We start from the raw sequence: 19,283 nt of genomic DNA on the forward strand, positions 1-19,283 counted from the left end.
AATGAGTGTCTGTTCCGATGACTCAGGAATATAATTCTGCTAACTAGCGGCATGGATAAACTCACCGCGTTCGATGCCTTCGTGCAGTCGGCCGAGACGGGCAGCTTCGTCGCCGCCGGCCGCAAACTGGGTCTTTCCGCATCTGCGGTCGGCAAGGCGGTGGTGCGGCTTGAACAACGGCTGGATGTGCGCCTGTTCCACCGCAACACACGCAATATGACCCTGACCGAGGAAGGGCGGCTGTTCCTCGAACGCTGCCGCCGCATATTCGAGGAGGTCGAGGCAGCGGAAGCCGAGCTCGCCCGATCCAACCGGACGCCGAGAGGACGGCTGCGCGTCAGTCTGCCGCTGGTCGGCATGCTGCTGACCCCGGTGATGAGCGATTTCATGCGAGCTTGGCCGGAGGTGCAACTCGACCTGGATTTCTCAGATCGGCTGGTGGACGTTGTGGAGGAAGGGTTCGACGCAGTCGTCCGTACCGGGCAACCATCGGACAGCCGGTTGATGAGCCGCAATGTCGGGCGGTTTCGACTGAAGATTGTCGCTTCACCCGACTATCTGGCGCGATGCGGCGTGCCAGACACCCCTGACGATCTGGCGCACCATCAGTGTCTTCTCCAACGTTCTCCGAGCACCGGCAAGATACGGGCTTGGCCGTTTGCTCGCGGGGAACGGCAGGGGAAGATCGTCCTGCCCGAACGGATGAGCGCGTCGGCGGTCGATCCTCTGATCGCGTTGGCGATCGAGGGAATGGGAATTGCCTGTCTGCCTCCCTTCGCGATCCGCAGCGAGATCGCTGACGGGCGTCTCGTCTCCATCCTGGACGCGTGGGTGGCCGAGACCGATCAGTTCAATGTTCTCTGGCCGGCCAGTCGCCAGATCACGCCCAAACTGAGAGCATTCGTCGACTTCATGGCCGAACATCTGCAACCGCAATAGGTGCCAAGCGGGTACGGCCTAGATGCCGTAATGGGGCTTGCACCAAGCTCTGGCTCGGGCGGGCGGCTGTCCCCACAGGGATGGTGTGAGAAACGGGGTCCGAGCGGATCGGCCCCACGCATCATGGAGGGACAGCCATGGATCACTATGCCGGGATCGACGTCTCGTTGGAACAGAGCAGCGTGTGCGTGGTGGATGGGGCGGGCAAGATCGTGCGCGAAGCCAAGGTGGCGAGCGAGCCCGCCGCCCTGGTGCGCTTCTTCGGCGAGCTTGGCTTCCCGGTGGTCCGCATCGGGTTGGAGGCTGGCCCCTTGTCGCAGTGGCTGCATGCGGGGCTGGCCGAAACGACCGCGTCCTGCATCTCCGCCACCCGCCCCGGCGGCAGCAGCCGGCTGACCAGGACGTCGAGGTCGACCACCAGGTTGCCTCGACCTCCACTTGCGGGCTCAGCAGCCGCTGAGCGGCCTCGAACACGATCCAGGCGCTGGTCAGGAACAGCAGCGCCGTCTCGGCGAGCGCGGCGACGCTTTCCACCTTGCCGTGACCGTAGGGGTGGGTCTCGTCCGGGGGCGCGTCGCTGATCCGCATGGCGGCGTAGGTCATCGCCGTGGCGACGAAGTCGAGCAGGCTGTGGACGCCTTCGGAAAGGACGCCGAGGCTGCCGGTGGCAAGGCCGACGGAGAGCTTGCCGACGGTCATCCCGGCGCTCGCCACCATCGAGGTCAGGGCGACGGCCTGCTTCTCGGCGGTCTGCGTTTCGTTGGACATGGAGTGATCCCGCGAGCGGAGGGGGGCCGAGGTGGTTGCGGCCGTGTTCGGCGCGGGTCTTCCGGTGTTGGAAGCAGGTGGGAACGGCGCCTTGTGGCGCGGGACCTTTATCGCCCCGCGTCTGAACCCAGGCTGAACAGCGGCTGCTGACGACGCCGCAGGGTGGCCGGACAAGGGATGGATGGAGGGGCTTGGATCGGACCGGGACGTCCGGCCTATGACACCGGTCCTGACGCGGAAGCCGGGGTGTTGGAAAGCAGCCCCTGGGCGCGGGCGCGATCCAGCAGGTTCTTGACCGACGCCGCCGGCCAGCGGCGCCCGCCCCGTAGCGTGGTCGCCCGCATCGCTTCCAGCTGGGCGCCGATGGCCCTGCTTCAGCTTGGGATTGCCGCCGACCCGGCCCCGTGCCTTGGCCGCCGCCAACCCGGCGCGGGTGCGTTCGCGGATCAAGGAGCGTTCGTACTCGGCCACGGCGCCCAGCATCTGCAGCACCAGCGTGCCGTGCGGGCTGGCGGTGTCGATCGGGCTGGTGAGGCAGTGGAAATGGCAGCCGCGGCCGCGCAGATCCTCGATCACCTCCAGCAGGTGCGACAGCGAGCGACCGAGCCGGTCCAGCTTCCAGATCACCAGCGTGTCGCCGCGGCTCAGGCGGGCCAGGGTCCCCGCCAGCTCCGGCCTGGCGCGCGAAGCGCCGGAGGCCTTCTCCTCGAGGATCGTGGCGCAGCCGGCGGCGCGCAGCGCGTCCATCTGGGCGGCGGTGGTCTGGTCGTCGGTTGAGACGCGGGCGTAGCCGATGAGCGCCATGGTGGGATTTGAGGAGAAGGGGGCCGAGCACCCTCTTTGTAAAGTCTGCGGAGGCATGAGTAAGCGACCATTTCAGCACCCGCCATTTTCTTTACACCTGCCCGCCCAAGGGGATTGAGCAAGCGGAACGGAAGCTGGGGCGGGCCGTGTCAAGGAAGGCCGTTCCATGCCTGCCGCTCCATGCAGTCGACGCACCGCTGCCCGAGATGGCATCAAACAGTCCGCGATGCCTTGGCCGCTGCGGGTCGCAAACCGCTCTACCGTGGTGAAAATGCGCTTCTGAAGGGGATGCAGGAAGAGGCTGAAGGATGGAAGCGTCCACCGATCCAGGTTTGAGTCCAGTGATCCTGGCACTGTCTATCCAGCGATCCTCGGCCGAAATTCAGCCGTTTCCCCCGTTTTCCATCTTGTGTCCAGCGATCCCGGAAAACCGACAGCGGAACAGGTCGCCGGGGAGAGCCGGTCCCTCTGCATCGGCGTCGTTCTGGTATACATTACACATCATGACAATTGACGGCTCAACGCGAAGCAAGGGGCGGTTTCGGACAAATCGTCGATAGAACCGGCCATCCAAACCGAAACACGGACCCGTCTCGGACACTGTTCGCGGGGGTCTCCGGCCTACCGCCAAACGCTCGGATGCGACGGCACACGGCTACCGGCGGTTCCGCTGCAGGGGGCCGTCCGACCGGCTTCCCCGCCATTCCCACCGCCGCTCTTGCGGGTGATGCCGGTTTCAATGGCCGGGACCGTCCCCATGTCTACGGCTCCCGGCCGCGGCCGGGACGTGTCATCCGCAGCCGGCAGGGAAGGGAACATGAGCAATCTCAGCAAAGTCCTCGGCGTCATCCTGGCCAACGGGCTGGCCGGCCGCACCGGCCGGGGGCCGGCTTTCGCCGCCGCCATGCCCATGCTCCTCGGCAAGAAGGGCAGGAAGAAGATGAAGGGCCATTACGGCCATGGCATGCCCCATGCCCCGGCAGCCGGTTCGGGACTGCTGCAGAAGGCGGGCCTCGCCTCGCTCGCCTATCTCGCCTATCGGGCTTATCAGGACGGCCGGTCCCCGGCCACCCCCGGCCATTCGCCATCGGCGCCGGCTCCGGTGGCGGGCGGCGCGCTGGGAGGGCTCCTCGACCGGCTGGGTCTCGGCGGTGCGGCGGGGGGTGCGACCGGCGGTGCCGGGGGCGGTGTTGCCGGCGGTGCGCTCGGCAGCGTTCTGGGCGGCGTCCTGGGCAGGGCCGATGCCGGCGGCATGGCTGGCGGCATGGCCGGTGGTTTGGGCGACCGTCTGGCCGGGGTGCTGCGCGGCGGCCAGCCGGAACCGGATCTCGGCGACGCCAAGGCGCTGCTGCTGATCCGTGCCATGATCGCGGCGGCCAACGCCGACGGCCACATCTCGCCCGACGAGCAGCGGCGCATCCTCGACAGCCTCGATGCCGCCCAGGCCGAGCCGGAGGACCGGCGCATCGTCGAGGCCGAACTGCGGGCGCCACGCCCGTTGGACGAGATCGTCCGCGACGTCCGCGATCCCGAGACGGCCGAACAGGTCTATCTCGCCTCCGAACTGGCGGTGCGCGGCGGCAGCGCGGTCGACCGCCAGTATCTGGCCTATCTCGCCTCGCGCCTCGGCCTGACCGATGCCCGCCGCAGCGAACTGGACTCGATCGTCTGAGCGGCCTTGCGCGGCGTCACCCGTACCGTCAGGTCACGGCGCCGCCGGCAAACCGTCTCCTCCCGAACCGCGAGGGGCGAGGCGTCGGCGGTGCCCCCGGAGCTTGCCTGAGGCAGGATCGGATCACCATTTGACGGTGGCGTGGACGAGGAAGGAGCGTCCGGCCTCCAGGTACCGGCGCCGGTCGGCGGAGGTTTCGGACACGCCCACCACGTTGATGTAGTTGTAGTATTCCTGGTTGAACAGGTTCTTGACGGAGGCGCCGAGCGACAGGTGGTCCGTCGGGTTCAGATGGGCGGACAGGTCGACCGTGGTGTAGGACGGCGCCTTGAGGTAGGTGGAGTTGCTGACATCGTCGGCCTTCTTGGCGAAGGCATGGCTGGCGACGACCTCCGCCCCCCAGAAATCGTCCGGCGCGGTGTAGGACAGGCCGGCGTTCATGGTCAGCGGCGCCACCTCGTCGATGGCGGTCCTGGCGTCGAGGTCGAAGCCGCGGGCGAAGGCCGCCGCGCCGAACAGCGACCAGCCCGGCCGGAAGCGCCATTCGCCCTTGCCCTCGACGCCGAAGATCTCGACCTTGGAGATGTTCTGCGACTGGTAGCGCAGCAGGCCGCCGCTGCTGCGACCGACCGCGCGCTGGGCGATGAAGTTGCTGTAGCGGTTGTAGTAGCTGGAGACCTGGACGCTGGAGCCGTCGGCGTATTTGGCGCGGAATCCAGCCTCGACGCCGTTGCTGGTCTCCGGCTTCAGGCTGGCGTTGGGCAGCACCTCGTAGCCGTAGGTCGGGTTGGAGAAGCCGAGGTTGGCGTCGTCATAGGGCGGCGCCCGGAAGCCGTGGGCATACTGGCCGAACAGCGAATATTCGCGGGTCAGCTCGTAGGTGGCGCCGAACTTGGGCGACAGCGCCAGCTTGTCCAGCTTCGACGGGGTGGCGGACGGGTTGGAGGCGAGATAGGCCGCGTCCAGTTCCGGGTTCATCCGGTAATAGTCGAGGCGCAGGGCGGGCACCAGACGCAGCCGCTCGATGGTGATCTCGTCCTGCAGATAGCCCCCCACCATCAGGGTGGCGGTGTTGGGGAAGGTGCGGCTGGGATAGGTGTCGCCGTTGTAGCTCTTGGCGGTGGCGCCGGTGGCGGTGTTGGTCAGCGTCACGTCGCGCATGCGTTCGGTGCGGATGTGGTCGATGCCGAAGCCGTAGGAGAGGCGGTTGGGCAGCCCGAACCAGCCGGTGTCGGTGCGCATGTCGACGGCCCCGCCGAAGATGCGCTGCTCGGATTCGTTGGCGGTCTCTTCGCGCAGGGTGGAGCGCGCCGGGAACAGCGTGTTGGTGGAGGCGGCGACGCCGGCGGTGCGGGTGCGGTTTTCCCGATGGTCGTAGCCGGTGGCGTAGAGCCGCCAGTCGATGCGGTCGATGAAGCCGATGGGGGCATCGTGGGAATGCGCGAGCCCGATGCGCCAGCGCCTCGCCTCGTCGTCGCTGACGGAATCGGCGATGGTGCCGCGGGTGGTCCGCGACGGGACGGTGGAGAAGATGTAGCTGGCGGCGGCGCCGACGTCGTTGCGCAGACCGGTGTCGGTGTCGCGGCGGAAATACTCGCCGGTCAGCGTCACCTTGTCCGGGCCGCGTTCCCAGGCCAGCTTGGCCAGGGCGTTGTTGACCCGATAGTCCTGTGGATTGCGGAAGCTCTTGTCCTTGGACTTGTACTCGTCGCCGTCGCGGCGGGTAAAGATGCCGAGGATCGAGAACTCGCCCGACCGCATCGCCGCGGTGCCGGTCTCGGAGAAGGAGCTGTCGACGCTGTCGTAGGCCCCCTTCAGCGAGGCGTAGAAATCCTTGCCGGGATAGAGGTAGTCGGCCGGATCCTTGGTGACGTAGCCGACGACGCCGCCCAGCGCGTCCGACCCGTAAAGGGCGGAGGAGGGGCCGCGGACGATCTCGACCTGCTTGAGGGAATCGAGGTCCACCGCGTCGCGGCTGTAGCCGGCCGACGGGCCGGCCGATTTCGGCGTTTCCGGCAGACGGGTGCCGTCGATCAGCATCAGCACGCGGTTGTCGGTGATGCCGCGGATGGCGAAGCCGCCGGCCCCGGCGCGGGCGGGCGCGTTGCCGACCGTCACCCCCGGCTCGTAGCGCGTCAGATCCTGCAGGCGGTGAAGGCCGCGCGTCTCGATCTGCTCCTCCCCGATCACGGAGATGGTGGAGGTCGCCTCGTCGAGCCGCCTTTCCCCGCGGTCGCCATAGACGGTCACCGCGTCGAGCACGGTCGCCGGCTGGCCGGTCTGCGGGGCCGCCGCCGTCTGGGTCGCCGTCTGCACCGCCGTCTGGGCGAGCGCGGCACCGGCACCGGCCAGGGTCAGGGCCGACGCCGACAGCCACAGCGCCCGGCGCAGCCGTCCCGGCTCTGCGGTCCGCCGCACGATGCTGGGGGATGCGGTCATCTCTGTCTCTCCTCGCTTCTTGGGGTCACGCCGGACCCGTCCGGCACTGTGATGTCGGATTTTGCTATTGATTATTATTCGCAAACTCTAGGCGCAGGCCGGCCCGGCGCCCGGCATTGGGCGCCCGGCATTGGGAGCGGGGCGCGCCGGATCAGGCGACGGACAGGTGGAGCCGGTCGCACAAGGCCAGGAAACGCTCGACCTGATCGGCCAGAAGCTGGCGCTTCTCGTCGCGGCCGACGAAGATCTTGAACATCGCCTCGCCGTCGCCGTTGAAGAAGATCACGGCGCAGCTGTCGCCGCTGCCCATGAAGGGGCGGCGGACGAAGGCGAGATCGGCGCAGCGGTCCAGGCGGATGTGGCCGCCGATCGGGCTGCCGCCGGCCAGATTGTAGAAGCCGCGCCCGAACTGGCCGAGCGGCAGCGGACCCTTGCATTCAAGGACCAGATCGGCGCTGTGGACCAGGAAGGTGATCGGCCCCCAGCCGGCGATGTCGGCCATCGCCGCCTCCGCCGCCGAACCGGGGGCGAAGCTGCGCATGGCGGCCGGCAGGCAATCGACGACGGTGCGCAGGCTGGCGCCGGTCTCCGCCGCGACCGCCTCCAGCACCCTGCCGGGTTCGGCGAGAAGCCGGGCACGCAGGGAGTCCAAGGCTGCGTCCTGGCTGGCGGCGGGCATCTGGTGTGTGGTCATGACGGTTTCCGATGGACAGGACGGGAGGGGGACAGGCTGTGCTGTCCGGTGACATTTTTGAGAATAATTCGCAGTCGCGTTTAAGCTCAACCACGCTTCCCTTAACGCCGCTTAATGTGACCGGCGGCGTCACTCCAGCTGGGCATGGCGGCCGAGCCGGAGGATGACGCGGAGCCCCGGCGCGTTGTCGTCCATCAGCAGCCCGCCGCCATGCAGCGTGGCGATGGCGCCGACGATGGACAGGCCGAGCCCGTAGCCCGGCACCCCGTCCTGCGGGTTGAGCCGGAAGAAACGCTGGACCGCCAGCGCCCGCTGGCCGGGAACGAGGCCAGGCCCGCGGTCGGCGACGCACAGCTCCTCCCAGCCGTCGCGGATGCCGGCCGACAGCCGGATCTCCTGGCCGCCGGCCGCATATTTCAGGGCGTTGTCCACGAGATTGGCGACGGCCTGGAACAGCAGGGTGCGGTCGCCGCGGATGCGAAGCCCCGGTTCGGCCGCGACGGACAGCGCCACACCCGCATCCTCCGCCAAAGGCAGATAGGATTCGCGGATGTCCTCCAGCAGCGGCCCGGCCTCCAGCGGCTCCATGCTCAGGCTGCAGCGGGCGGTCTCGATCTCGCCCAGCCGCATGATGGCGCGGAACAGCTGCTGGATGCGCAGGGTCTCCTCGATGCCGTCCTCCAGCGCATGGCGGATTTCAGGGTCGGCGCAGTCCTCGGCGATGCCCGACAGCCGGTTGTGCAGGTGGGTCAGCGGCGTGCGCAGTTCATGCGCGATGCTGCTCGACACGCTCGACACCTCCTCCACCAGCCGGTTGACGCGGTCGAGCGTGCGGTTGATCTCGCGGCCGAGGCCGGCGAACTCGTCATCGCTGCGGCCGACGTCGATCCGGCGGTTGCGGTCGCCACCGGCATAAGCGGAGAGCGCCTCGCGCATCGCGCCGACGCGGCGCAGCGTGCCGGAACTGAAATAGACCCCGAAGGTCAGGCTGGTCAGCAGGAACAGCAGCACGCCGACGCCGGCGGCCAGCGGCACCGCCCGCATCTGGCTCAGCATCGGCTGGATGTCGTAGGCGTTGATGAAGCGGCCGCCGTCGGGCAGGGCCACCACCATCGCCTGCAGCTTCCAGCCGTCGGCGGCGTCCTTGCCCCGTCGTTCGACCAGCCCGGCCGGGCAGGAGGCGAGGCGGGCGCGGTCGCAGGACAGCACGTCCAGCAGCCGCGCCGCCGTCGCGTCGTCGCCGTAGAGCAGCCGCCCCGAGGCGTCGAGCACCAGCCGCCTGCGCGCCGTCTCGGTCTCGAACCTCTCGCGGCGGCGCAGGTCGGCGGCGAGATCGACGGCATCGCCGAAGCGCCCGAGCTGGCGCTGGGTCGCGGTGTCGCGCTCCAGCAGTTCGATCACATGGTCCTTGATCAGGTCGGTCAGCAGGCTGCGGCTCCACAGCACGGCACCGGAGGTGACGACGACGAAGACGGCGCCGATGGTCATGGTCTGGCGGAAGCTGCGGGTGTCGAGCAGCGGGCGGATGCGGGCGTGGAGGCGATCAGCCAAGCGCATAGCCGATCGCCCGCACGGTGCGCAGCAGGGGCGGATCGAACTCCTTGTCGATCTTGCTGCGCAGCTTGAAGACATGCACCTCGACAAGATTGGTCGGCGGGTTGAAGCCGTAGCCCCAGGCCTTTTCCAGCAGCATGGTCCGGGTCACCGTCTGGCCCGGATTGCTCATCAGGATGTGCAGAAGCCGGAACTCCTTGTCGGTCAGCTCGATCGGCATCCCCCGTCGGGTCACCCGCCGCTGGGCCACGTCCATCACCAGATCGCCGACCGTCAGCAGGTCGCCGGGGGCGGCCATCGCCTGCCCATGGCGGCGCGAGAGATGCTCCAGCCGCACCAGCAGTTCGGCGAAGTCGAAGGGCTTGCCCAGGTAATCGTCGGCCCCGGCGCGCAGCCCGGCGACCCGGTCGGAGGTCTCGTCCAGCGCCGACAGCACCAGCACCGGCGGATGGCGCGTGCCGGCCAGCCGCTTCAGAACCTCCATGCCGTCGAGCTTCGGCAGCATGCGGTCGAGGACGACGACGTCGAACGCCTCTTCCTCCAGCAGGCGCAAAGCCTCCTCGCCGTCGCCGGAGAAGCGGCAGGAATGGCCCGAGCCGTTGAGCTTGGCCCCGATCCAATAGCTGACGGCCGCATCGTCCTCGACGACCAGAACGCGCAACGGCTCCTCCTTTTCCAAAGAAATGAAAATAATAATCAGTCGCGATTGAGTCGTCCAGCCCGGCCGGCAACCGTGTGGTGGGTGGCGTGTGGCGGGCGGCTAAACCGCGGGAGGCTGGCCGGTGGTGGCGAAGACGGCCCCGCGCCCGTCCGGTGCCGGCATGCGGACGAAGCGGGTGGCGAACACCCGCTCCAGCACCGGGACCGGCAGGGCGGCCATCGGGCCGCTCCAGGCCTCCCGCCCGCCGGCCAGCAGCAGCGCGTCGTCGCAGTAGCGGGCGGCCAGCGTCATGTCGTGCAGCACCACGGCGCAGGCGCCGCCGGTCCGCTCCATCCAGTCCCGCGCCGCCCGCAGCAGGTGGTGCTGGTGTGCCGGGTCCAGGCTGGCGGTCGGCTCGTCGAGCAGCAGGGTGGCGACCCCGTCGGGCCCGTCGCGATGCAGCGATCCGGCCGCGAGCTGGGCAAGGGCGCGGGCGAAGGCGACGCGCTGGCCCTCGCCGCCCGACAGATGCGGCAGCAGGCGGTGGCGCAGGGCAGCGGCGTCGGCGGCGTGCAGGCTTTCGGCGATCAGCCGCCGCCGCTCGGCGGCACCGCAGGGCGCCGCCTCGACCGCCAGCTGGACCGCCTCCTCCACCGAGAAGGCGAAGCCGGCGGAGGGGTGCTGGCCGACCAGCGCCCGGCGCCGGGCGAGCAGGCGCGGCGGCACGTCGCGCAGATCGCGGCCATCGAGCCGGACAGCGCCGCCGGTCGGCCGCCTTTCACCTGACAGCAGGGCCAGCAGGGTGGATTTCCCGGCGCCGTTGGGGCCGAGGATCGCCAGCATCCGGCCGGGAACCAGATGGACGGTCACGCCGTCGACCAGCGGTCGTCCGCCGACGGAGAAGGAGACGTGCTCGGCTTGCAGCAAGATGGGATCCTCAACCGAACGGGCGTCCGCCGCGGGCGCGCAGCAGCCACAGGAAGACGGGCGCGCCGACGGCGCCGAGCAGCAGCCCGACCGGCACGTCGGCCGGGGCGGCGATGCTGCGGGCGGCGGTGTCGGCCAGGACCAGCAGGACCGCCGCCGCCAGGGCGGTGGCCGGCAGCAGCCGGCGGTGCACCGGCCCCAGCCACAGCCGGATCATGTGCGGGACCACCAGCCCGACGAAGCCGATCAGGCCGGAGACGGCGACCGCCGCCCCCACCCCCAGCGCCACCAGCAGAACGGTGCGCACGGCGAACCGGTGCGGCTCCAGCCCGAGCAGGAAGGCGTCGCGCTCGCCCAGCGCATAGAGGTCGAGCCGGCGGGCATTGGCGAGCAGGCCGGCGGTCGCCGCCAGCATCAGTGCCAGGGCCGGGCCGATCTGCGTCCAGCCGGCGCCGCCGAAGCCCCCCATCATCCAGAAGGTCATCTGCCGCAGCGCCTGATCATCGCCCAGATAGCTGCAAAGGCCGATGCCGGCGCCGCCCAGGACATTGACGGCGATGCCCGCCAGCAGCATGTCGGTGGCCGAGCAGCGCCCGTCCCGGCGCGCCAGCGTCAGGATCAGGATCGTCGCCGCCAGCGCCCCCAGGAAGGCCGTCGCCGGCAGCAGCGTGGACAGTGACAGGCCGCTGCGCGACAGCCCCAGCCCGGCGACCCCCAGCATCATGGTGACCGATCCGGCCAAGGCGGCGCCGCTGGACACGCCGACCAGTCCGGGGTCGGCCAGCGGGTTGCGGAAGATCGCCTGGAGCGAGGCGCCCGCGACGCCCAGCGTCATGCCGACCGCCGCCGCCAGCACGATGCGCGGCAGGCGCAGGGTGTGGAGGACCGCGGCGTCGCGGGCGCCCAGCGGCTCTCCGGGCAGGCCGGCCGCCTGCGCCAGATGCGACAGCACCCGGTCGAGCGGCAGGGGAATGCTGCCGGTGGACAGGGCGAACAGCACCGCGGCCGCCAGCGCGGCGCCCAGCAGCCCCAGGGCGGGCGCAAGCCGGGGTCGCCGGGCCGGCGGCATGGCGGTGATGGGCCGGTTGGCGCTGGACTGGCTGGCGCTGGCGCTCATGGCCCGGCCTTCCCGGTCTGGGCGCGCAGCAGTGCCTCGACCGCCTCCGGGGTGCGCGGGCCGAACCCGACCAGGAGGGCGCCGTCGAGCTGGACGACCCGGCGGTCGCGCGCCGCCGGGGTCATCGCCAGCTGCGGCAGGGCGAGCAGGGCGTCCAATCCGCCGGAGCGCTCCACCAGCGTGCGGCTGACCAGCAGGATCCGCGGCTCGGCAGCCAGGGCGGATTCGGCAGACAGCGGCGGAAAGTCCCGGTCGCTGTCGATGGCGTTCCGCCCGCCGGCCAGCGTGATGAGGGCGTCCGGCACCGTGCCGCGCCCGGCCGCCATCAGGCCGCCGGGGCCGCCGCCGACCAGACAGAGGATGCGCGCGTGCGCGCCGCCGGAACGGGCGGCCCGCTCGGCTTCCGCAGCCAGGGCCGACAGCCGGCCGGTCAGCCCGGCGGCAAGGCGCCGGCCCTCCTCCTCGCGGCCCAGGGCACGGGCGACGGCGGCGACCTTGATCTCCAGCCCGGCGGGGCTGGAGACTTCCGGTACCATCTCCACCGTCACGCCCATGGCGCGAAGCTGGTCGAAGGCGGCCTGCGGCCCGGCCCCCTCGACGGCCAGCACATGCGTCGGGGCGAGCGACATCAGCCCCTCCGCCGACAGGGTGCGCATATAGCCGACATCGGGCTTCGCCGCCGCCGCGGCCGGCTGGCGGCTGACGGTGTCGCGGCCGACCACCGCATCGCCGGCCCCCAGCGCGAAGGCTAGTTCGGTCACCGGCGCCCCGATGGTGACGAGGCGCATCTCCGCCGCCCCGGCGGCCGGCACCGTCAGGCAGGCGGCGACGCCGAGAGCGAGGGCCGCCAAAAGGCGATGGGGGGCCAAAAGGCGATGGAGGACCGTGAGTGTCATCCTCGGCTCCCCCACCTCAGGCGACGCCCGGCAGTGTGGGCATGGACCGGGCAAGCAGGCGCCATTCCGTCCGTTCCGGTTTGTCCTCGTCACGCTGGCCGCAGAGGATCGCGCAGTTCTCTCCCTGGGCGTTGTAGAGTTCGACGGTGGTGATGCCGCCCTTGCCGGTCGGCTTGAACACCACCCAGGCGCTGGACAGGCGCGCCATGTCGCAGGTCAGGCGGAAGCCGGGATCGTCGATGTCGAGTTGAGCCCCGTCCGCCCGCAGCGTGGTGATCGTGCCGGTGTGGATCTGGATGCAGCCGGCATTGCCGGCGAAGACCATGATCTCCAGCTGGTCGTCACGGGCGGATTCGAGCAGCCCGGCCACCGCAGCCAGGGGGATTTCGCGGGCGAAGTCGCCGCCCGCCAGCCGCATGGCATCGAGGCGGGCCACGCCGAACCGCTTCAGCATCCCGTGGAATTCATGGACATCGGTCATCGCCGCCCAGGCGGCGCGCAGGCCGGCGGCGTCGATGCCGGCCGGGACGGCGGCGACGGTCTGCGCCGGTTGCCCGACCAAGTCGTTGCCGTTCGGGTCGTCGTCGTTCAGGGTGTCTGCCGCCGTGCCATCGGCGCGGTGTTCCTCCAGGAAGGCGGTCCAGGCTGCGGCGTCGGTTTCGGCCGTGCGGTGGATGGCATGCACCGGGCGTCCAGCCGCGTCCTGGACCAGGATGGCGCCGGCGGCCGGATCATGGGCGGTCCGATGCCAGTGCCGGGGGAAGATCCGCAGATCGACGTCGCGGTTCAGCACGATGACGGCATGGCCGTTGCCGGACACATTGCCGAAGCGGCCGAGCTTTTCATGGATGACGGCGCCGTTGGTGGTGACCACCCGGACCGGACCGAGGGCGTCGAGCCGCGGCAGGGCCGCGGGCCAGTCCACCTCCAGCCGCAGAAGGCCGGTTGCGGCGTCGGAGATGGCGGGAGCCTCGATGGAAGGCAGAAAGGTGTCGGGCATCGGAGGAATCTCTTGGCAGGGCTGGGGAAGGGCCGGCGCGGCGCCGGGGGGTGCACTTCCGCAGATGATTATGATAATCATTATCATTGACAAGGCGGGGATCATTAATCCGCATTAATTCCGGATTGCAGGGGAGCAGGGGGAAGAGGGTGCGCTTTCGGACCACTGGGTGGCCGACCGCATCCGCGGCGGCATTTCCGGGCGAAGCCGTGTCCTTGAACGTGGCATGGCAGCCGTGGCGAACCGGCCGGACCGCCCTCACCCGTGCCGCCCTCACATGGATGGCGTAGGCGGGGCCGGTATAGGCGGGCCGGTCCCCACGGCCACACCGCGCAATGGGGCACCACCCCCGTCTCAACGGTGCCCCGAAACCGGGGGGCACTGCTGTCCAAGCAGGATTCTCTAAGCCGGGCTTCGGCTGCCGATCTCTTCCCGGGTCAGGGTGATGAACAGATCGACCACCGGCGTCCTGGCCCGGTCGCCGTGCACCGCGATCTGGAAGGGCGAGTGGTAGGACAGCACCCGCGGCAGCAGGGGACGCAGCCGCCCGGCCCGGACGAAGGGAGCCGCATAATGGTCGGGCAGATACCCGAGATAGCGGCCGGACAGGATCAGCCGCGCCGCCCCCTCCATGTCGCTGACGGTGGCGTGCGGCGCGCTGATCGCGAAGACCTTGATGTCGCGCGCCCCCCAATAGCTGCGCGCCACCAGCCGGTGACGGCGCACCTCGTCCAGATCGACGATGTCGTCGGGGCGGTCGAACAGCGGATGGCCGGCACCGCAGTAGAACAGGTTGGTTTCGCTGTAGAGGTCGATGTAGGACAGGCCGGGAACGATCCGTGGGAAGCTGGCGATGGCGAGATGGACCTCGCCGCCGATCACGTCGCGCAGCAGTTCGTTGGGCGGGCGGGTGGCGATGGCGAGATTGACCTCGGGGGCGGCATCGGCGAAGCGGGTGATCACGCGCTCCAGCGGGAATTTTGGATCGGTCAGGGTGTTGTCCACCAGCCCGATGCTGAGGGTGCCGGTCAGCCGGTCGCGCAATCCCCGCACCCGGGCGCCGAAGCGGTCCAGCGTGTCGAAGACCCGCCGCAGCTCGTCATAGACCGCCTGTCCCTCCGCCGTCAGCTTGAAGCCGGACCGGCCGCGCCGGCACAGCCGCACCCCAAGCCGCCCTTCCAGCTCGGCGAAATGGGTGGAGATCGTCGAGAGCGACAGGTTCAGTTCGCCTTGCGCCGCAGTGAAGCCGCCGGCTTCGACCACCGTCATGAACAGGCGGAAAAGCCGCAAATCCGCGGTCTCGATGCTCATCCGGCTCATGCTGGCGGCGAACCTTCAAACTGTCCAAGGGGATCGGGCCGATCTTACTTCGGCCGCTGTCGAAGTAAGATACAAAAGATTCGGGATGTTTGGAGACGCAAAGTGGCCGTCTAATTGCGTCCTGCAATTCCAGCCGATGCGGAGCGGTGACCGGCCGTCTCCCGGCCGGGATGTCGCGACATGCCTGCTTCGCCCGCCCTCCATCGGGGCTGACCAACGACGAGACGGAGACACGCAATGAAGATCGGTGCAGGACTGGGCAGGGAAGTGGGCAGGCGGGCGGTGTTGGCTGGGGCGGGCGGGCTTGCCGCCGCGGCCGCGGTGGGGTTCCCCTCCATCGTCCGCGCCCAGTCGAAGTCGCTGAAGGTCGGCGTCTACGGCGGCTATTTCAAGAACAGCTTCGACAAGCACATCTTCCCGGACTTCACCAAGGCCACCGGCATCGCGGTGGAGGCGGTGGCCGAACCGACGGGCGAGGCTTGGCTGATCCAGCTCGAACAGGCGGCCCGCGCCAAACAGGCCCCGGCCGACGTGTCGATGATGTCCCAGGTGGCGATGCTGAAGGGCATGGCCGCCGAGTTGTGGCAGCCGCTCGATCTGGCGAAGATGCCCAACGCCGCCAAGGTCAAGCCGGCGCTGATCAACAAATATGCCGACGGCCGGGTGTCCGGCATCGGCGCGGTGTCCTGGTACATCACCCTGGTGACCAACACCAAGACCTATCCCCAGCCCCCGGAAAGCTGGGCGGCGCTGTGGGATCCGGCCAACAAGGACAAGCTGGGCCTGCTGGCGCTGGTCGCCAACTCCTTCCTGCTGGACGTGACGGCCGCCACCTTCTTCGGCGGCCCCAAGCATCTCGACACCGAGCAGGGGCAGCTCGACTGTTTCAAGAAGCTGGCCGAGATGAAGGGCAACGTGAAGCTGTGGTACCGCGACGAGGCGCAGTTCGAGGCGGCGCTGAAGTCGGGCGAGATCCCGATGGGCCAGTATTACCACGACGTCACCGGCCTCGCCGCCGCCGACGGCCATCCGGTGCGTTCCACCTTCCCCAAGGAGGGCGGCATCCTCGATTCCGGCAGCTGGGCGGTCTCCAAGGCGTCCAAGGCCGGCGATCTCGCCCATGTCTTCGTCGACTACATGAGCCAGCCGCAGGTCCAGGCGCTGCTGTCGCGCAAGGTCGGCACCGCGCCAACCATCGACCGCTCGGCCACCGACCTGACGGACAAGGAGTTCGCCGCGGTCTCCTCCGATCTCGCGCCGATCATCCCGCGCTACGACCTCTATTTGTCCAAGGCCGACTGGCTGAACCAGAAATGGACGGAAATGATCGTGGGCTGAGAAACGGTGAGTTTTTGTGGGTCCTCCTTCGGCCGTCATTCCCGCGCAGGCGGGAATCCAGACGTTCCGGGGAGTTCAGGGATCGGATCAGCCTGGATCCCCGCCTACACGCTACGGCATTCACAGATCTCGCGCTTGCAACAATGCATGCAGTCTGGCGTTGAGCAAAGCCCCTCTCCCCTCGCGGGAGAGGGGTTGGGGTGAGGGGAGCAAACTGAATTTCCCAGGCCTCTGGCCAGCCGCNAAGGGCCGCTCACTACCAGAGGATGTATTTCCTTCGCGGATGCGAGATCTGTGCATGCCGTAGCGCCTTCGCGGGGATGACGGCCGAGAGAGGTCCATAAAAGCTTACAAACTCCGACCCGCGAGCGCCCTTCTCTCCCGATGCGGGGGAAGGGCTCCGTCCTTTCCGAATGATCCGAAAGCCACCCGATGTCCGCCCTCGTTCTCGACGGCCTCACCAAGCGTTACGGCAGCTTCACCGCGGTGCACGGGGCGAGCCTGCGCATTCCGCACGGGCAGTTCGTCTGCCTGCTGGGGCCCTCCGGCTGCGGCAAGACCACCTTGATGCGGATGATCGCCGGGCTGGAGGAGCCCTCCGGCGGCCGGCTGCTGATCGACGACGGCGATATCACCACGACGCCCGCCCATAAGCGGGATTTCGGCATGGTGTTCCAGTCGCTGGCCCTGTTCCCCCACCTGACGGCGGGCGAGAACATCGCCTATCCCCTGCGCATCCGCGGCGTTCCCGCCGCCGAGCGCCGCCGCAAGGCGGAGAGCCTGCTGGAGCTGGTTCGCCTGCCCGGCATGGGAGACCGGCCGGTGTCGCGCCTGTCGGGCGGCCAGCGCCAGCGCGTCGCCATCGCCCGCGCCCTGGCGCTGGAACCGAAGCTGTTCCTGCTGGACGAGCCGCTGTCGGCGCTCGACGCCAAGCTGCGCGAGGCGATGCAGATCGAATTGAAGCAGCTGCAGCGGCGGCTGGGCATCACCACCATCGTCGTCACCCACGACCAGCGGGAGGCGTTGACGATGGCCGATCTGGTGGTGGTGATGTCGGAGGGGCAAATCCGGCAGGCCGCCCCGCCGATGGAGGTCTACCGCCGGCCGGCCGACGCCTTCGTCGCCGACTTCATCGGCATGACCAACCTGCTGGAGGGCGACGTGACGGCCCCCGGCCGGCTCTCCGTCCCCGGCGGCGAGCTGGCGCTCGAAGGATTGCCGCGGCAGGGCCGCGCCCTGCTGTCGGTCCGGCCGGAGGAGGTGCTGCTGCATCCGGCGACCACGCCCGGCGGGGCGAACCGGCTGTCCGGCACGCTGTCCTTCGTCCGCGACCTCGGCGCCAGCGTCGAGTTCCGCATCGAGGTGGCCGGGCGGGAGATCGTGGCGCTGACCCGTCCGCAGGACCGCCCGGCGGTCGAACCGGGCGGCGCCGTCACCGTCGAGATCCCGGCCGGAGCCTGCGTCGTCCTGCCGGCAGAAGGGCAGGCGGCAGGGGAGCGGCCGTCATGATCCGCCGCGCCCCGCGCAGCCTTGCCGAACACGCGCCGATCCTGTTCCCGGCGCTGATGCTGATCGTCTTCTTCGTCATCCCCTTCGGGCTGATGATCGCGGTCAGCGTCGCCCGCCGGATTCCGGGCGGCTTCTACGAGCCCGACTTCGTCTTCGCCAATTACGAACGCTTCCTCACCGCCTTCTTCGGCGGGGTGCTGTCCTTCTCGCTGGAGCTGGCGGCCCTGGTGGCGGCGGTGGCGGTCGGCATCGGCTTTCCCTTCACCTACCGGTTGGCCCGGCTGCCGCGGGCGGCCCAGGTGCGCTGGCTGGTCTTCCTGCTGTCGATCCTGTCGCTGTCGGAGGTGATCATCGGCTTCGCCTGGTCGACCCTGCTGTCGCGCACCGCCGGCATCACCAACCTGCTGGTGGCGGTCGGCCTGATGGCGGAGCCGCAATCGCTGTCGCCCAGCTTCGGCGCGCTGCTGGCCGGCATGGTCTACCAGGCCTTCCCCTACACCGTGCTGGTTCTCTACCCGGCGCTCGCCCGGCTCGACCCGGCCCTGGTGGAGGCGTCGCGGACGCTGGGCGCCTCGCCGGTGAAGGCCTTCTTCACCGTGGTGGTGCCGTCCCAGCGCAACACCATCGTGGCGACCCTGATCATGGCCTTCGTCTTCGCGCTCGGCTCCTACCTGCTGCCGCAGCTTCTCGGCCGGCCGCAGCACTGGACCCTGTCGGTGCTGATCACCGATCAGGCGATCTATCAATCCAACATGCCGTTCGCCGCGGCGATGGCGGTCTTCCTGGTGCTGGTCAGTCTGGCGCTGGTCGGGCTCGCCCTGCTCGCCGGACGCAAGGAGGAGGCATGATGCCGCGCTGGTTCCACAGCCTGCTGGCCGGGCTGGTCGGCCTCGTCCTGGCGGCGCCGATCCTGGTGGTGGCGGGGGTCTCGCTGAACGCCAAGCGCTCGCTCGACTTCCCGCCCAAGGGCCTGTCGCTGGCCTGGTATGCCGAGATCTTCACCGATCCCGGCTGGCGCGGCGCGCTGATCACCAGCCTGGTGGTGGCCGTCCTCTCGGCGGCGCTGGCGGTCGCCATCGCCTTTCCGCTGGCCTGGTTCATCTGGCGCTGGCGGGCGCCCTGGGCGCGGGCGTTCGAGGTGCTGGGCATGACGCCCTTCATCCTGCCGCCGGTGATCACCGCGCTGGGGTTCCTCAGCTTCTGGGCGACCTTCGACCAGTATGGCGAGCCGTGGACGGTGGTGGTCAGCCATGCCGTCTTCTTCGTCACGCTGCCGCTGGTCACCCTGTCGCTCGGCTTCGGCGCGGTGGACCGCAGCTATGTCGAGGCCGCCTCGACCATGGGGGCCGACGACCGCACCGTGCTGCGGACGGTGGTGATGCCGCTGGTGCGGCCCTACGTGATCTCCGGCTTCGCCTTCGCCTTCGTGCTGTCGCTCAACGAGTACATCGTCGCCTACATGGTCGCCGGCTTCACGCTGGAGACGCTGCCGATCAAGATCTTCAACGCCCTGCGCTACGGCTACACGCCGACCATGGCCTCCGTGACCGTGCTGTTCGTGCTGCTGACCGCGGCCGTGTTCGGGCTGATCGCCCGGTTCGGCGACCTGCCGCGCCTGCTGGGCGCCTGGGTGCGGCAAGACTGACCTTCCGACAGGAGAGTGTTT

15 protein-coding genes and 2 pseudogenes are annotated in these 19,283 nt (G+C 69.4%); 7 read left to right on the forward strand and 10 right to left on the reverse strand.

Features of this window, described 5'->3' with window-relative positions:
- The first annotated feature begins 51 nt into the window (after window positions 1-51).
- Together JHL17_RS36345 and JHL17_RS36350 are read left to right on the forward strand one after the other, a co-directional pair.
- Window positions 52-939 carry a LysR family transcriptional regulator gene (locus tag JHL17_RS36345; RefSeq protein ID WP_200199540.1) on the forward strand — a complete coding sequence of 296 codons (888 nt, stop codon included), beginning with the start codon at window positions 52-54 and terminating at the stop codon, window positions 937-939.
- Between the two features lie 137 nt (window positions 940-1,076).
- A pseudogene (locus JHL17_RS36350) lies at window positions 1,077-1,277 on the forward strand (IS110 family transposase); the annotation flags it as partial.
- 88 nt (window positions 1,278-1,365) lie between these two features.
- Here the strand turns inward: JHL17_RS36350 and JHL17_RS37505 are convergent.
- Window positions 1,366-2,568: pseudogene (locus tag JHL17_RS37505) on the reverse strand (cation diffusion facilitator family transporter); the annotation flags it as partial.
- A gap of 760 nt (window positions 2,569-3,328) precedes the next feature.
- On the opposite strand from JHL17_RS37505, the gene JHL17_RS36365 reads away from it, so the two are divergent.
- Window positions 3,329-4,183: a tellurite resistance TerB family protein gene (locus tag JHL17_RS36365; RefSeq protein ID WP_200199541.1), complete on the forward strand. Its 855-nt coding sequence runs from the start codon at window positions 3,329-3,331 to the stop codon at window positions 4,181-4,183.
- Window positions 4,184-4,306: 123 nt separating this feature from the next.
- Here JHL17_RS36365 and JHL17_RS36370 read toward each other — a convergent pair whose 3' ends face one another.
- The 9 genes from JHL17_RS36370 to JHL17_RS36410 all read right to left on the reverse strand — a co-directional run bounded on the left by JHL17_RS36370 (window position 4,307) and on the right by JHL17_RS36410 (window position 14,761).
- The gene (locus JHL17_RS36370; RefSeq protein ID WP_200199542.1) at window positions 4,307-6,622 is read right to left on the reverse strand and encodes a TonB-dependent hemoglobin/transferrin/lactoferrin family receptor; all 2,316 of its coding nucleotides are present in this window, start codon (window positions 6,620-6,622) and stop codon (window positions 4,307-4,309) included.
- Between the two features lie 151 nt (window positions 6,623-6,773).
- Window positions 6,774-7,316 (reverse strand): heme utilization cystosolic carrier protein HutX, encoded by a 543-nt coding sequence (gene hutX, locus JHL17_RS36375; protein ID WP_247894088.1) that lies wholly within the window; start codon window positions 7,314-7,316, stop codon window positions 6,774-6,776.
- 129 nt (window positions 7,317-7,445) lie between these two features.
- The gene (locus JHL17_RS36380; RefSeq protein WP_200199543.1) at window positions 7,446-8,873 is read right to left on the reverse strand and encodes a sensor histidine kinase; all 1,428 of its coding nucleotides are present in this window, start codon (window positions 8,871-8,873) and stop codon (window positions 7,446-7,448) included.
- Window positions 8,860-9,531 (reverse strand): response regulator transcription factor, encoded by a 672-nt coding sequence (locus tag JHL17_RS36385; RefSeq protein ID WP_200199544.1) that lies wholly within the window; start codon window positions 9,529-9,531, stop codon window positions 8,860-8,862. The genes JHL17_RS36380 and JHL17_RS36385 overlap by 14 nt, the downstream gene beginning before the upstream one ends.
- Window positions 9,532-9,630: 99 nt before the next feature.
- Window positions 9,631-10,437 carry an ATP-binding cassette domain-containing protein gene (locus JHL17_RS36390; protein WP_211113707.1) on the reverse strand — a complete coding sequence of 269 codons (807 nt, stop codon included), beginning with the start codon at window positions 10,435-10,437 and terminating at the stop codon, window positions 9,631-9,633.
- Window positions 10,438-10,447: 10 nt separating this feature from the next.
- On the reverse strand, window positions 10,448-11,554 hold the full coding sequence (locus tag JHL17_RS36395; protein ID WP_200199545.1) for a FecCD family ABC transporter permease: 1,107 nt from the start codon (window positions 11,552-11,554) through the stop codon (window positions 10,448-10,450).
- Window positions 11,551-12,450, reverse strand: a complete 900-nt coding sequence (locus JHL17_RS36400) for a heme/hemin ABC transporter substrate-binding protein (protein WP_200199546.1) — start codon at window positions 12,448-12,450, stop codon at window positions 11,551-11,553. The genes JHL17_RS36395 and JHL17_RS36400 overlap by 4 nt, the downstream gene beginning before the upstream one ends.
- Before the next feature lie 16 nt (window positions 12,451-12,466).
- Complete coding sequence (locus tag JHL17_RS36405; RefSeq protein ID WP_200199547.1) at window positions 12,467-13,450, reverse strand: ChuX/HutX family heme-like substrate-binding protein; 984 nt, start codon at window positions 13,448-13,450, stop codon at window positions 12,467-12,469.
- A 402-nt stretch (window positions 13,451-13,852) separates the two neighbouring features.
- Complete coding sequence (locus tag JHL17_RS36410) at window positions 13,853-14,761, reverse strand: LysR family transcriptional regulator (protein WP_247894089.1); 909 nt, start codon at window positions 14,759-14,761, stop codon at window positions 13,853-13,855.
- Between the two features lie 246 nt (window positions 14,762-15,007).
- Here JHL17_RS36410 and JHL17_RS36415 point away from each other — a divergent pair, with 246 nt between their 5' ends.
- The 4 genes from JHL17_RS36415 to JHL17_RS36430 all read left to right on the forward strand — a co-directional run bounded on the left by JHL17_RS36415 (window position 15,008) and on the right by JHL17_RS36430 (window position 19,262).
- Window positions 15,008-16,108 (forward strand): ABC transporter substrate-binding protein, encoded by a 1,101-nt coding sequence (locus JHL17_RS36415; RefSeq protein WP_200199549.1) that lies wholly within the window; start codon window positions 15,008-15,010, stop codon window positions 16,106-16,108.
- Window positions 16,109-16,540: 432 nt separating this feature from the next.
- Window positions 16,541-17,617: an ABC transporter ATP-binding protein gene (locus JHL17_RS36420; RefSeq protein ID WP_200199550.1), complete on the forward strand. Its 1,077-nt coding sequence runs from the start codon at window positions 16,541-16,543 to the stop codon at window positions 17,615-17,617.
- Window positions 17,614-18,465: an ABC transporter permease gene (locus JHL17_RS36425; protein WP_200199551.1), complete on the forward strand. Its 852-nt coding sequence runs from the start codon at window positions 17,614-17,616 to the stop codon at window positions 18,463-18,465. The genes JHL17_RS36420 and JHL17_RS36425 overlap by 4 nt, the downstream gene beginning before the upstream one ends.
- Complete coding sequence (locus JHL17_RS36430; protein WP_247894090.1) at window positions 18,462-19,262, forward strand: ABC transporter permease; 801 nt, start codon at window positions 18,462-18,464, stop codon at window positions 19,260-19,262. The genes JHL17_RS36425 and JHL17_RS36430 overlap by 4 nt, the downstream gene beginning before the upstream one ends.
- The last annotated feature ends 21 nt before the right edge of the window (window positions 19,263-19,283 follow it).

The organism is Azospirillum endophyticum (assembly GCF_016595245.1).
Taxonomy (GTDB): Bacteria; Pseudomonadota; Alphaproteobacteria; order Azospirillales; family Azospirillaceae; genus Azospirillum; species Azospirillum endophyticum.

Excerpts from the sequence above, each read along its gene's own strand:
- JHL17_RS36430 (WP_247894090.1), top strand. The coding sequence starts at position 18,462 with ATGATGCCGCGCTGGTTCCACAGCCTGCTGGCCGGGCTGGTCGGCCTC.
- JHL17_RS36405 (WP_200199547.1), bottom strand. The coding sequence starts at position 13,450 with ATGCCCGACACCTTTCTGCCTTCCATCGAGGCTCCCGCCATCTCCGAC.
- hutX (WP_247894088.1), bottom strand. The coding sequence starts at position 7,316 with ATGACCACACACCAGATGCCCGCCGCCAGCCAGGACGCAGCCTTGGAC.
- JHL17_RS36365 (WP_200199541.1), top strand. The coding sequence starts at position 3,329 with ATGAGCAATCTCAGCAAAGTCCTCGGCGTCATCCTGGCCAACGGGCTG.
- JHL17_RS36395 (WP_200199545.1), bottom strand. The coding sequence starts at position 11,554 with ATGAGCGCCAGCGCCAGCCAGTCCAGCGCCAACCGGCCCATCACCGCC.
- JHL17_RS36425 (WP_200199551.1), top strand. The coding sequence starts at position 17,614 with ATGATCCGCCGCGCCCCGCGCAGCCTTGCCGAACACGCGCCGATCCTG.
- JHL17_RS36420 (WP_200199550.1), top strand. The coding sequence starts at position 16,541 with ATGTCCGCCCTCGTTCTCGACGGCCTCACCAAGCGTTACGGCAGCTTC.
- JHL17_RS36380 (WP_200199543.1), bottom strand. The coding sequence starts at position 8,873 with ATGCGCTTGGCTGATCGCCTCCACGCCCGCATCCGCCCGCTGCTCGAC.
- JHL17_RS36415 (WP_200199549.1), top strand. The coding sequence starts at position 15,008 with ATGAAGATCGGTGCAGGACTGGGCAGGGAAGTGGGCAGGCGGGCGGTG.
- JHL17_RS36345 (WP_200199540.1), top strand. The coding sequence starts at position 52 with ATGGATAAACTCACCGCGTTCGATGCCTTCGTGCAGTCGGCCGAGACG.
- JHL17_RS36400 (WP_200199546.1), bottom strand. The coding sequence starts at position 12,450 with ATGACACTCACGGTCCTCCATCGCCTTTTGGCCCCCCATCGCCTTTTG.
- JHL17_RS36370 (WP_200199542.1), bottom strand. The coding sequence starts at position 6,622 with ATGACCGCATCCCCCAGCATCGTGCGGCGGACCGCAGAGCCGGGACGG.
- JHL17_RS36410 (WP_247894089.1), bottom strand. The coding sequence starts at position 14,761 with ATGAGCATCGAGACCGCGGATTTGCGGCTTTTCCGCCTGTTCATGACG.